This is a genomic window from Pseudomonas koreensis (genome assembly GCF_024169245.1).
Lineage (GTDB): Bacteria > Pseudomonadota > Gammaproteobacteria > Pseudomonadales > Pseudomonadaceae > Aquipseudomonas > Aquipseudomonas koreensis_F.
This window is the reverse complement of sequence record NZ_JALJWP010000001.1, coordinates 1,825,319-1,838,084: the sequence shown is the minus strand read 5'-3', so window position 1 is coordinate 1,838,084 and position 12,766 is coordinate 1,825,319. Positions and strand designations below refer to the sequence as shown.

Annotated in this window: 12 protein-coding genes; 1 reads left to right on the top strand and 11 read right to left on the bottom strand. The window is 60.3% G+C overall.

What is annotated here, in order from left to right; genetic code table 11:
• Positions 1-27: 27 nt before the first annotated feature.
• Positions 28-681: a lipopolysaccharide kinase InaA family protein gene (locus J2Y90_RS08360; RefSeq protein ID WP_253498412.1), complete on the top strand. Its 654-nt coding sequence runs from the start codon at positions 28-30 to the stop codon at positions 679-681.
• 3 nt (positions 682-684) lie between these two features.
• On the opposite strand, the gene J2Y90_RS08355 is transcribed toward J2Y90_RS08360, so the two are convergent.
• The 11 genes from J2Y90_RS08355 to waaF form a co-directional block, all read right to left on the bottom strand.
• The gene (locus J2Y90_RS08355) at positions 685-2,085 is read right to left on the bottom strand and encodes a hypothetical protein (protein WP_253498409.1); all 1,401 of its coding nucleotides are present in this window, start codon (positions 2,083-2,085) and stop codon (positions 685-687) included.
• A 110-nt stretch (positions 2,086-2,195) separates the two neighbouring features.
• Positions 2,196-3,104, bottom strand: coding sequence for a glycosyltransferase family 2 protein (locus J2Y90_RS08350; protein WP_253498406.1), 909 nt, complete (start codon positions 3,102-3,104; stop codon positions 2,196-2,198).
• On the bottom strand, positions 3,097-4,851 hold the full coding sequence (locus J2Y90_RS08345; protein WP_253498403.1) for a carbamoyltransferase family protein: 1,755 nt from the start codon (positions 4,849-4,851) through the stop codon (positions 3,097-3,099). The genes J2Y90_RS08350 and J2Y90_RS08345 overlap by 8 nt, the downstream gene beginning before the upstream one ends.
• A gap of 172 nt (positions 4,852-5,023) precedes the next feature.
• The gene (locus tag J2Y90_RS08340; RefSeq protein WP_253498400.1) at positions 5,024-5,350 is read right to left on the bottom strand and encodes a YceK/YidQ family lipoprotein; all 327 of its coding nucleotides are present in this window, start codon (positions 5,348-5,350) and stop codon (positions 5,024-5,026) included.
• Positions 5,351-5,527: 177 nt separating this feature from the next.
• Positions 5,528-6,979 carry a lipopolysaccharide kinase InaA family protein gene (locus J2Y90_RS08335; protein WP_253498397.1) on the bottom strand — a complete coding sequence of 484 codons (1,452 nt, stop codon included), beginning with the start codon at positions 6,977-6,979 and terminating at the stop codon, positions 5,528-5,530.
• Complete coding sequence (locus J2Y90_RS08330; protein WP_253498394.1) at positions 6,979-7,731, bottom strand: lipopolysaccharide kinase InaA family protein; 753 nt, start codon at positions 7,729-7,731, stop codon at positions 6,979-6,981. The genes J2Y90_RS08335 and J2Y90_RS08330 overlap by 1 nt, the downstream gene beginning before the upstream one ends.
• The gene (locus tag J2Y90_RS08325; RefSeq protein ID WP_253498391.1) at positions 7,728-8,462 is read right to left on the bottom strand and encodes a lipopolysaccharide kinase InaA family protein; all 735 of its coding nucleotides are present in this window, start codon (positions 8,460-8,462) and stop codon (positions 7,728-7,730) included. The genes J2Y90_RS08330 and J2Y90_RS08325 overlap by 4 nt, the downstream gene beginning before the upstream one ends.
• Entirely contained in the window at positions 8,462-9,268 is an 807-nt protein-coding gene (gene rfaP / locus J2Y90_RS08320) for a lipopolysaccharide core heptose(I) kinase RfaP (RefSeq protein WP_253498388.1), read from the bottom strand. The genes J2Y90_RS08325 and rfaP overlap by 1 nt, the downstream gene beginning before the upstream one ends.
• Positions 9,268-10,389 (bottom strand): glycosyltransferase family 4 protein, encoded by a 1,122-nt coding sequence (locus tag J2Y90_RS08315; RefSeq protein WP_253498385.1) that lies wholly within the window; start codon positions 10,387-10,389, stop codon positions 9,268-9,270. The genes rfaP and J2Y90_RS08315 overlap by 1 nt, the downstream gene beginning before the upstream one ends.
• Positions 10,389-11,450, bottom strand: a complete 1,062-nt coding sequence (waaC, locus tag J2Y90_RS08310; protein ID WP_253498382.1) for a lipopolysaccharide heptosyltransferase I — start codon at positions 11,448-11,450, stop codon at positions 10,389-10,391. The genes J2Y90_RS08315 and waaC overlap by 1 nt, the downstream gene beginning before the upstream one ends.
• Position 11,451: 1 nt before the next feature.
• Entirely contained in the window at positions 11,452-12,486 is a 1,035-nt protein-coding gene (gene waaF, locus J2Y90_RS08305) for a lipopolysaccharide heptosyltransferase II (protein ID WP_253498379.1), read from the bottom strand.
• Positions 12,487-12,766 lie beyond the last annotated feature (280 nt).

Here is a 12,766-nt window from a genome sequence, read left to right as displayed (position 1 = left end):
TAGCCGGCTCATGATGGGGAGTCAGGCATGCAATCGATTGATCACAGCACTTACGAGGCACTGCGCAAAGGTGCTCAGGTACTCGAAGCCGACGGTTCCGGCGACAAGGTGCTCAGGTTGGCCGACGGTCGCATGCTCAAGCTGTTCCGCCGCAAACGCTTGCTGAGTTCGGCGCTGTTCTTTCCCTACGCGCAGCGCTTCGCCAACAACACCAAGGCATTGCAGCAGCGCGGCATCCTCTGTCCGAACGTCATCGCGGTGTATCGGATTCCGAGTATCGAGCGCGACGGCGTGTATTACGCGCCGCTGGCGGGCGAAACCGTGCGGCAATTGCAGGGCACGCCCGAAGAAACCGAGACGTTGCGCAGTCAACTGGGAGCGTTCATTGCACAGCTGCATGAAAAAGGCGTGTATTTCCGGTCCTTGCACTTTGGCAATGTGGTGCAGACACCGGAGAATCAGCTCGGATTGATCGACATCGCCGACCTGCGTTGCCAGAGGCATGCGCTGAGCGACAGCAAGCGACTGCGCAACTTCGCCCACTTGCTGCGCTACAAACAAGACCGGCAATGGCTGCTCGGCGGCGACGCCGGGCACACTTTTCTGGAAGGTTATCGCCAGGCGCTGCCGAGCAAGCGACAGGCTGCGCTGATCGAACGCCTGCGCCTGCTGCTCGATTGAGCCTTACTTGCCGATCACCAGAATCGTCGCACCCTTGCGATTGGCGAAGCGTTCAATGATGCGCATCTTGTGCGCCACCAGCCATTCGCCCAGCCACGGCTCATCGCCCTTCCCTTCGATGAGAAAATAACGATACTCACCGGCGTGCTCCGGCGACATTGCCTGTTCACGGGTCAGCGTCGGCAGGACGTAACCCCGCCCCGCGTAATAGCTGATGCGACCGTCTTCGAACCAGGCGCTGGCCTCAGGTTCGACGTGCGCGGACATCCAGCGCCCGGCGGCCACGTAATGAGTCTTGCCTGCGCCGGTCGAAATCACATTCGACAGCATCACCAGCAACGCCGCCACGACCAGCACTTTGGTCCAGCGCGGAAACTGCCGGGCAAACGCCGCCAGCCCCATCGCCAGTAGCGGTACGACCAGCAGATTGAGAAAGCTCAGATAACGGGCATTCATGAATTGCTGCTTGATGAAAAACAGCATCAGCACGACCAGATACAGCAGTGCTGCCCAGGCGAAGGGACGATAGTCACGCCAGTAAACGCCCAACACCCCCCAGTTGCGGCGCAGTACGAACGGGGCAGCGAACGGCCCCATCAGCTTGACGAACGTGATCGTCATCGTCGCCAGCAGCCCGAAGAACACGATGCGCCCGGCTTCATCCTGGGAATACTTGTTGATCAGCGAGTTGCCAAATTGTTCGGACAGCATCTGAAACGAGGCGTAGACGCTGTGCGGTGCAATCATGTCCAGATAGAGCATGAAGCGCGCCGACATGAACACTCCAAACGCCGATGCAACCAACAGCCCCACCACCGGCAAAAGAGCAAACTGCAGCAAACGAGTGCGCTGGCCAGAGCGCCAGAGCCCCGGCATTTGCCACAGCCCGAGCGCCGGCAACAAGAGTAATGCCTCAAGCCGAAACAGCGCTGCAGCCACAATGGCCAAGTGAATGAGACCGGCTCTGAGCCAGCCGCCCAGGGCCTGCCAACGCAGTGCCTGCCATAACGCGAGGGTGCAGAAAAACCAGAAACCGCATTCGCGGATGATGTCGTTTCGAAAGGCATTGACCGCAGGCATCGCCAGCACAATCAGACACGCCCAGCCGGCAAGCTCGGGAGAGCGTCGGCGAATACAATCGACCATCAGGGCACTGGTGCCGGCGAAAAACAGGCCGCACCAGAGATAGGCGCTCAACTCCAGCGGCAGCAGCAGGAAGCGATGGGTCAGGGCCAGAAGAATGGAGAACCACGGCCAGTCGAAATGCACCCAGGCGACGTCGGGTCCATGCAAGACAACCTGATGGGCGATATCGATGTACAACGCGGCATCGCGCCCGACCGTTGCGGTACCCGACACGGCAATCAGCGACAGTAGAATACTTGCCCAGAAGGCCACACTCACCGGTCGCTCACTGATCAACTGAACAGCCCTGACCGCCAATTTACTGCCCGTACCTTTCACCCAGCCCCCTCACATCACGCGCCACAGGTACGCAAAAAACAACAATCAACTTATCTGAACAGCAGACGCAAGGCTTTGCGCATGTACGACCAGCGCCCAAGGATGCGCCAGTCAGCGCGTAGCGCTTGCATATAGAATGTTTTCGCCAACGCATATTCGCCATGCGAATAGCAATCGCGGAACAACGACAGACAACGCTGCGCCAGATAGGCCTGGCGCAGATCCTGAAACTCTTGCGGCATCCGTTGACTGGAAAACACTTCACCGACCACCTGCTCAGTACCCGCTGCCAGGCTCTGGCGCAGATCATGGCGCATGCTGTCGGCGTGCTTGTAAATGAGTGCCAGTGGCTGCTCGACCACGGTGCAGGGAAAGCGCGCCAACACCTGGGCAAACACCGGCAGATCTTCGACGTTGCGCAGGCACTCCGGATAGTTGCCCGGCGCGAATACCTCACGATGCATGGCACAGGCACCGTTTGAGATCGACACCGTCTTGTCCAGCAGATAGCCCCTGACTCGCTGTCGCAGCGTGGCTGGCAGCGGTTTGACAGCCTGCAGGCTGCGCTTGCCACCGGAGAAGATCGACCAATGAGCGCCAATGATCATCCGCGTTTCCGGGTGACTGGCGATGTGTTGCGATAATGCCGCCAGCGCACCGGGAGCCATCTCGTCATCTGCGTCGAGAAAAATCAGAAACTGCCCCGTGGTTTCCTCGATCCCGCGATTGCGCACTGAAGACAGCCCGCCATTGCTTTGGCGTATGGCACGAAAACGCCCGGCATGTTCAGCCAGCAACGCTTGCAACACCTCGGGCGTGGAGTCAGTGGAACCGTCATCGATAACCAACAGCTCCGCTGCCGCGTCGTGCAACTGCACCAGCACCGACTCCACGGCACGTGGCAGCGATCTGGCGTAGTTGTACGCGGGAATCACGACGCTGATCAGTGTCTCAGTCAAGACTGTTTCCTTGCACACCTTCTTTGACGACAAGAATATCTTCCATGATCAGATATTGCAGGTCAGAGCCGAAAAACATGTTCAGCGCGTCAGTCGGCGAGCAGATCATCGGCTCGCCACGACGGTTGAGCGACGTGTTCAGCGATACGCCGTTACCGGTCAGGTCTTCCAGCGCCTTCATCATGTCGTAGTAGCGCGGGTTGTACTCACGCTTGAGCACCTGAGCGCGTGAAGTACCGTCTTCATGGACAACTTCCGGCACGCGGGTTTTCCATTCCTCGGCGACTTCGAAGGTGAAGGTCATGAACGGCGCCGGGTGATCGATCTTGATCATCTGCGGCGCAACGGTGTCGAGCATCGACGGGCAGAAAGGCCTCCAGCGCTCGCGGAACTTGATCTGGTGGTTGATGCGGTCGGCCACACCGGGAATGCTCGGGCAACCGATGATCGAACGGCCGCCAAGTGCACGCGGGCCGAATTCCATGCGGCCCTGGAACCAGGCCACCGGATTGCCTTCGACCATGATCCTGGCGATTTCTTGCGGCATGTTGTCGAGCTTGCGCCAGGTCGGCTTGTTCTCATGACGAGCGCAGGCGGCAATCACATCTTCGTTGCTGTAAGACGGGCCAAGGTAGACGTGCTCCATCTTCTCGACCGGTACGCCACGGGCGTGCGACACGTAAGCGGCAGCGCCGACTGCGGTGCCGGCATCGCCGGACGCGGGCTGTACGAACAGCTCCTTGATGTCGTCGCGGGCGATGATTTTCTGGTTCAACTTGACGTTCAACGCACAGCCACCGGCGAACGCCAGCTTGCCGGTTTCCTTGAGCACATCGCCCAGATAATGATCGATCATCTGCAACGCCAGTTTTTCGAACAGCGCTTGCATGCTGGCGGCGTAGTGAATGTACGGCTCGTCGGCAATGTCGCCTTCGCGCTTGGGCCCCAGCCACTCGATCAGCTTCGGCGAGAAGTAAAAGCCTTTGCCCTTCTCTTTATAACGACGCAGGCCGATGACGTTGGCGTAGTCGGTATTGATCACCAGCTCGCCGTTCTCGAACGAGGCCAGACGCGAAAAATCGTACTTGCTGGCGTCGCCGTACGGCGCCATGCCCATGACCTTGAATTCGCCGTCGAGCATCTCGAAACCGAGGAATTCGGTGATCGCGCCATACAGACCACCAAGGGAGTCCGGATCGAAGAATTCCTTGATCTTGTGGATCTTGCCGTTTTCGCCATAACCGAAGAAGGTCGTGGCGTATTCGCCTTTACCGTCGATGCCGAGGATCGCGGTTTTCTCTTTGAAACCCGAGCAGTGATAAGCACTGGAGGCGTGAGCGAGGTGATGCTCGACCGGTTCGATCTTGATTTTCTTCGGATCGAAGCCCAGTTGCTCGAGGCACCAGACGATCTTGTTGCGATAGCGCTTGTAGCGACGGTTGCCCATCAGGATCGCATCGAGGGCGCGATCCGGGGCGTACCAGTAGCGCTTGGCATAGTGCCAGCGGGCCTTGCCGAACAGGCTGATCGGCGCGAATGGAATTGCCACAACATCAACGTCGGACGGCTTGATGCCGGCTTGCTCGAGGCAGAATTTCGCCGATTCGTAGGGCATGCGGTTCTTTGCATGTTTATCGCGTACGAAGCGCTCTTCTTCAGCTGCAGCGACCAGCTTGCCGTCGATGTACAGGGCTGCGGAAGGATCATGGCTAAGGGCGCCGGACAGGCCAAGAATCGTCAATGCCACAGGGGTCTAGCCTCTTTAGTCTGCGTGCAGGCGCGATGCGCCTTGAAAATTGATGTGCCCTCGCACAGGGCGAGTGACAGCTAAAGGGCGGGATTATAGCGTAAACATCAGGGGAATTACCCGGTGCGAATTGCACTACCGGTATTGGCCCGATTCAACGGGCACTAAAGCCTCAGTAGCCGTCCCTGCGCCAGTAAATACTCAGATTTCCGTCGGCAGCCTGGCGATAAATCGTGTAGGGCAGCGAAACCGTGTCGAACGCAGCGGACAACGGCAGATCAAACAATACGAAGGACACAATGCCACCAGGATTGGGCGGCGCGTTCAATATGCAGAAATCAAAGGCCAGGCCGCTGTAGATACGCGGGATGGATTGACAGTAAGTCTTCTGTTTGCGCAGCTTCCGAGCGGCATCTGCGTCGTGCTGCAACACCGTTGAAACACTGCCACAGCCTGATAGAACCGAGAACAAGACGCCTAGCGTCATAATTTTTTTCATGCCCGAGGCTCGTCATCCGAAATCGTCAGGCAAATTAGCATCGAGACTGAACAGCAGACAGTTCATGGCTTCTGGAGAAGCTGTAGGACAAGTCGCTGTTATTTGTCCGTAGCCGCCAACAGGCTCGCCCTCAGAGCAGGCCGAGCTATTGTGCGAGCCAGCCTGCTGCGAAAAGGCTCAGCCAGCGTCGGAGATATCCTTGGGCAACCGCTGATCGATGACTCGATACAACGCGCTGCTTTGCGGCCAGTTACGCATGAATCGCGCGCGATCGCGGGCATAAGCCGGGGCGAAACTTCCGACCGAGGCATGCTGACACATCGAATCGAGATCGATCAGCGCCCAGCGATCCGTCTGCCAGAACAGGTTGTGGCCTTTGAAATCGCCATGGCTGATGCGCTCGGCGATCAATCGGGCAAACAGTCGATCCAGCGCTTGCAACTCGGCTTCCGGCGCCTGGCCACTTTCCACGAACGGCGCAAAGCGCTCGATGATGTCCGGCCCCGGCAGGAACTCGGTTACCAGATACGCGCGGCCGCGCAGCCACAAAAAGCGCTTCTCCAATACCGCCAGCGGTCTCGGCGTAGCGATGCCAAGGAACGCCAGACGATTGCCTTCACGCCACGAATGCCAGGCCCGGCTCGGACGCCAGAAACGCTTGAGCCAATGGGCAAAGCCCTTGATGTTGTAGCGTTTGATCACCAGCGTGCGTCCGCCCGCCTGAACCTTGCCGACGCTGGCTGCGCCGCCGGTCTTGTACAGATGCCCCTGATCGAGCAGGGCGTCGGCCTGTTCGAGCACCGGCAGCATGGCGGCTTCTTCTTCGCGGCGGATGGCGCGCAGGGCAAACGCGCCGCGATGCACTGCAAACAATGTGCATTCGCGGCCGACCTTGATCAGGTAATCCCTGAGCCGCCATCTACGCACTTTGTCGATCTGTTTCTGCAACGCCTCCAGCGGTAACGCATGCTCGCTGTTGCTCAACAGGTAATACACCAGCAACTCTTCGGTGAACGGCTCGAGTGATTTGGGCAACTGGGCGAAAAACACGCCGAGGTTTTCCAGCACTTTTTGCCGGGACAAGGGCTGCCCCGCCGTCTCCGCGCGAACCCCGGCGCCATCGATCAAATACAGCTGACCGCCATGGCGCAGCAGATTGTCCAGGTGCAAGTCTTCCTGCCAGAGCCCTTTGCCATGCAGTCGACCAATGGCATCCAGCGCTTCGGCCAACACCGCCGTTTGCTCATCGGCCAGCGCCGGCAACGCCTCGACCTTCGCCCAGGCATCACCGAGGCTGTGCGCGCCTTCGAGAAACTCAAAGAGCAGCCAGCCACCTTCTCCGTCTTTCAGACCATCGACCAACAACAGCGGCGTGGTCATGCCCTGGGCCGCCAGCAGGCGCACGCCTTCGAGTTCACGCTGGAAATGCCGTGCTGCCTTGCTGCCGACCAGCAATTTGGCCAGTACCGGCCGGCCGCGCCAAACGCCGGCGCCAACATAGCGCTGCCCGGGCAAGACGCGCAGCAGGCTCAACAATTGCAGATCCGCCGTACCGGCCGCATCCGCCAGGGTCACGCTCAGCGGTAATGAGGGGCCGCGCCCTGTCCGCGCCAGCTCGGACAATTGCATCAACGGGTCTCCTTGTGACTGCGTCGGGCCGTCAGCCGGACCAGCCAGCTGTCGAGCAGATCACCGTCGATCGGCTGATCGAGGTACGCCGCGAGCAATTGGCGCAAGTCTGCCTCGCTCCACTGCGGCGCGCGGCGCTGCAACGGCTCCAGATCCTTGATCCGGTCGCGCATGCCGAACAGCAACGGCCGGGTCTTCTCCAGATCAATCAGTTGCGCCTCATAGCCGTCGCCGGTAGCGCGCAGAAAAATATGCTTGGGATAAAAGCAGCCATGCACCTGACGCGCGCCGTGCAGGCGCCGCGCCAACAGCCCGCAAGCCTTGAGAATGGCCGAATGCTGCGCCACGCTGAGTTGCGCCCAGCGGGCCAGCAACGATTCCAGATCGCTCCAGCCGTCCAGCGCGCGCGTGAGCAGTACCGCCCTGACTTCACCGTCGACCTTGCGCTCGCCAAAAAAAGCCGCTTGCAGCGCCGGAATGCCGAGCTTGCGATAACGGCTGATATTGCGAAACTCACGGGCAAAGCTGGGCTCGCCAAACGGCGCATGCAAGGTGCGCGTCAGGTAATTGCTCTGGCGCTTGAGGTAATAACCCTGGCCTTCCAGATCCAGGCGGAACACGCTGCTCCAGCCGCCACCGGAAGTATTGGGCTCATCCACCGCTTCCAGCTGTCTGGCCCACAACGCCTCGAAAGTGCCGAGACCGTGGCGCTCGAGCAGCGCACGGTCTTGTTCGGCGAGAAAATCAGTCATTCACGTCCCTCAAAAAATCTGACCACGTGCCGAATCCGTTTCTTGTCGGCAACATCGAGCCGATCGCACTGGCGGTATTGCTTATAGAAGCGCAGGCGCTGGGTATTGGACAGGTGATATTTGGCCAGCTTGTCGAGACAGGCCAGGTCCTTGGTGATCCGGTACTTGAGCCAGAAGCCGCGCCAGAATTCACCGTTGGGGCAATCGATCAGGAATATGCGCGCCTGATCGTCGATCAACAGATTGCGCCATTTCAAGTCGTTATGGGTAAAGCGGTGATCATGCATTGTCCGGGTATAACCGGCCAGTTGCCGGCTGACACCGTCGACCCAGGCGCGATCCTTGAGCTTCGAATCCTTGCGCTCGGCCAGCGCCGAGAGGTCTTCGGTGTTGGGCAACTCGCGGGTGATCATCGCGCCACGATCGTAGGCCGCACCACGCCTTTCCAGACCCCAGGCCACCACTTCGGCGGTGGGAATGCCCCACTTGGCGAAGCGCTTGAGGTTCTGCCACTCCATCTTCACGCGCGGCTTGCCGAGGTAGCGGCGCAGGCCCTTACCGGCACCGACGTAGCGCTTGACGTAGTAATTGACACCGTCGCGCTGCACGCGGATCACCTCCGACAGCGGATCGCGGGTCAGGCGTTCGCCCTGCAACGCAAACACCGCTTCGAGGCTGCCGAAATCTTCGGCAAGGTCGCTGTACTGCGGCTCTAGAGTCCAGCCCGCCATCAGAGCGCGTCCCCGTAACGCTGCTTACGCTCATAGAGCTTGTCGGCCTTGCCTTGCAGCCAGCTCAGCAGCGGCGCTTCCTGCGCCAGAATCTGCCGCAGCGGCTGCTGGAAATAGCCCTTGAGGAAACGCAGTTTGTCGCGGCGGGTCAGGCCGATGTCCAGCGCCGAAAAGTACAGCGCCGCCAGGTCCTTGTTGCGCCAGCGTTGAGTGATCTTCGCGCGGGTCTGAGCACGGTGCAGGTCGATCACCGAGAGCTTGAAATCTTCCGGCGTGACCGGCTTGTCGGTGTGCAGCAGGAAGTGGCAGATGTAGCAGTCGCGGTGGTTGACCCCGGCGCGGTGCATCATGCCGGTCATCCGCGCGACTTCGGCAATCAGCGCGCGCTTGAGCTTCGGCGCCGGCGGCTGCTTGACCCAGTCGATGCTGTAATCTTCCAGACTGATGGTCGGCGCCAGTTCTTCGGTGACGATAAACGAATGCTGATCCGCTGGGTTGCTGCCCTTCTCGCCATACGCGACGGCGGTCATGGTCGGCACGCCCACTTCCTGCAAGCGCTGAATGGCTCTCCACTCTTGCCCGGCGCCAAGCACCGGCAGTTTGGCGGTCAGCAGGTTCTTGAAGATTTCACCCCAGCCGATGCCACGGTGGATCTTGACGAAAAAACCATGCCCGTCGACTTCCGTGCGTAATGTCCGGCGCGCTTCCAGCTCGCGGTATACCTCGCCCTGCAAGCCTTCGACTGCGGCGAACGGGTCGCGTCCGGCCCAAAGGCTTTTGAACGGTTCAGCCAGCATCAACTTCATTAAGCGTGCTCCGCCAGAATCACATCGGCCGCGTGCTGCGGCATGCTGTAGAGGTCGGCCGTCTCGGCGAAGGCCAGACCGTTGCGGCTCCAGGCCGCACGTGCAGCGTCGTTGCTCAACATCTCGGTCAGGTACTGCGTCAGTTGCGCCTGCTCGAACGGCTCGTCCAGCACTCGCCCGGCATCAGCCTCGGCAATGTAATGGGCGTAGCCGCAGACCGCACTGACCAGCACCGGCAACCCGGCGACCAGCGCTTCAAGCAGCACGGTACCGGTGTTTTCGTTGTACGCCGGGTGAATCAACAGGTCGGCACCAAGCAGAAAACGCGGGATATCGCTGCGCCCTTTGAGAAAGGTCACGTTGTCGCCCAGGCCCAGCGTCGCACTCTGCATCTGGAACAATTTGGGGTCATCCTGGCCGATTACAAACAGCCGCGTGCGTTTGCGCAATTCGGCCGGCAATGCGGCCAGCGCTTTGAGGCTGCGATCGACGCCCTTGGTCTTGAAGCCGGAGCCGATCTGCACCAGCAGCAGTTCGTCGTCCTTGAGACTGAATTCGGCGCGGAACCCGGCGCGGATTTCATCAGCATTGGCTGGACGCCGACGATCCTGGGCGATGCCCGGCGGCAGCAGATGGAAGCGTTCGAGCGGCGTGTCGTAATACTTGATGAACAGCGGCTGCTGCACTTCGGAAATCATCAGCACTTCGGTCTTCGCGTCTTTGGCAAAGACCGCGCGCTCGTACTCGGCGAAATGGCGATAGCGGCCCCAGCGGCGGTACAGCGAATTACGCAGGTTCTGCGCCTTGTCTTCGAAGCAGCCATCTGCCGCGTAGTAGACGTCCAGACCCGGCATCTTGTTGAAACCGATCAGGCGATCGACCGGGCGCCTGGCCAGGTCCGCTGCCATCCACGCGCTGAGTTTTTCGTTGCGGCGGTGATTGAAGAATGCCTTGACCGGCGCCACCAGCACTTCGAAGCCCGGCGGTACGTCGCCTTCCCAGATCAGCGTGTAAACGCGAATCTGATGACCACGCTTCTGGCATTCGAGGGCGATGCGCATGAAGTCGCGCTGCAAGCCACCGAACGGGAAATATTTGTACAGGACGAATGCCAATTGCATCAACGCAGCTCCTCAGCCATCAACAACGTGCTCAGTCGGCTGGCGACACGCTCGGGGTTTACACGCGTGAAGCACAAAGGCTGCTCGCGTTTCAGGTCAAACTGACGGGCATCCTGCTCGGTCGGTTGATAAGTACATTTCTTCTGCAGGCAAGGCGCGCACGGGAAGTCGCTGGCCAGATGAACCTGCAATTTGCCGTAAGCGCCAGTCAGGCCCGGGTTGGTCGGGCCGAACAGCGAAATGGTCGGTACATCCAGCGCAGCGGCCAGATGGCCGAGTCCGGTGTCCACCGCTACGCAAGCCTGCGCGCCGGCGAGGACTTTGCCGGCGCCAGCCAGATTCAGCTTCGGCAACACTTCGGCGTGTTTGAAGCCGGCGGCGATACGTTCGGCGCGGGCCTTTTCCTGCGGGTTGCCCCACGGCAGCTTCACGCCAACGCCGAGGTAGCCGACCCGCTCGGTCAGCTCGCGCCAGTAGATTTCCGGCCAGTGCTTGGTGTCCCAGGTGGTGCCGTGCAGAAACACCACGTAGGCATTCCTGCGTGGCAACTCGACCAGCCGTTCAACACTGAGGCCGTAATCGCCGAGGCCTTTGGGCAAGTCGTATCCCAGAGCAATGGCGAACAACTGACGCACGCGTTCGACGGCGTGCTGGCCACGGGCGACGGCGAGTTTACGATCGTAGAAGCGTGCAGCCATCGGCTCGCGAGCCGAGGTTTTATCCAGGCCCGCCACTGGGGCTTTGACGTAGCGGGTCAGCCAGGCGCTCTTCAACAGGCCTTGGGCATCGATCACCAGATCGTATTTGTTCGCGCGCACGCTTTGCTTGAAGCGTTTCCACTCGCCGCTGGTGATGGTCTTCCAGATGTTTTTGCGCCAACGACGAATCGCCACCGGAATCACTTTGCCAACGGCCGGGTGCCAGGTCGGGATCTCGGCGAAGCCTTCTTCCACCACCCAGTCGAACTTGATCCCCGGGATCGCGCGGGCGGCGTCGGTCAGCGCCGGCAACGCGTGAATCACGTCGCCCAGCGATGAAGTCTTGATCAACAATACCCGCAAGTTATTGAACCTCGACCACGGAGCCCTGCAGTTTCTGCAAGGCATCGTTGACTGCTTCCGGCATCAACTGGCGCAGGCAGTTGTAATGGCCGAAACGGCAGGTGCGATCGAAGCAAGGGCTGCATTCGATGCCCAAGCGAACGATTTCCACCTGCTCAGCCAGCGGCGGAGTGAAACCCGGCGAGGTCGAGCCATAGACCGCGACCAGCGGACGGTTCAACGCGGCGGCGACATGCATCAGGCCGGAATCGTTGGACACCACCGAGTCGGCACAGGACAGCAGATCGATGGCCTCGGCCAGCGAGGTGCCGCCGCTGAGGTTGACCGACTCTTCGCGCAAACCCGGGATCAACCGAGCGCGGATGTCTTCGCCTACGGCATGATCGTTTTTCGAGCCGAACAGCCATACCTGCCAGCCTTCGCGAATGCGTGCTTCGGCAACTTTCGCGTAATGCTCGGACGGCCAGCGCTTGGATTCGCCGAACTCGGCGCCGGGGCACAGGGCCAGGACCGGGCGATCGAGGGTCAGCCCGAACTTGGCCAGTGCCGCTTCGCGGGTCACCGGGTCGATTTGCAGACTCGGGCGCGGGTACGGCTTCGGCAGCTCGGCGTTCGCTTCATAGGCCAGCGCCATGAAACGCTCGATCATCAGCGGATAGCGTTCTTTATCGAGAGTGCGCACGTCGTTGAGCAGGCCATAGCGGAATTCGCCGCGCCAGCCGGTGCGCTTGGGGATGCCGGCAAAAAACGGCACCAGTGCCGATTTCAGCGAGTTGGGCAGCAGGATCGCCTGATCGTACTGGCCGCGCAGGGATTTGCCGATGCGCCGGCGCGTCGCCAGTTCCAGCGCGCCATGGCCGAGCGGGAAGCTCAAGGCGTTGCGCACTTCGGGCATGCGCTCGAGGATCGGCCGGCTCCATTCGGGCGCCAGCACGTCGATTGCGCAGTGCGGGTGGCGCTGCTTGAGACACTGAAAGAGTGTCTGCGCCATCACCATGTCACCGACCCAACTGGGTCCAACGATCAGAATATTCATGTAGTTTCCAAAAACGAACCGGGGAGGCATTTACGCCTCCCCGCCTCGATAATCATTGTGGAAGCGGCGCAGCTGGCGATGGGTCACTTCCTTCAACATGACTGTCGACTGTCATTGCGCTATCGCGAGCAGGCTCACTCCTACATTGTTTGTTCATCCTGCTTCAGATCTACAGACACTGTAGATCTCCTGTGGGAGCGAGCTTGCTCGCGAAGGGGCCATCACATCCTACATCGGAGTCATCTGACACTCCGTCTTCGCGAGCAAGCTCGCTCCCACA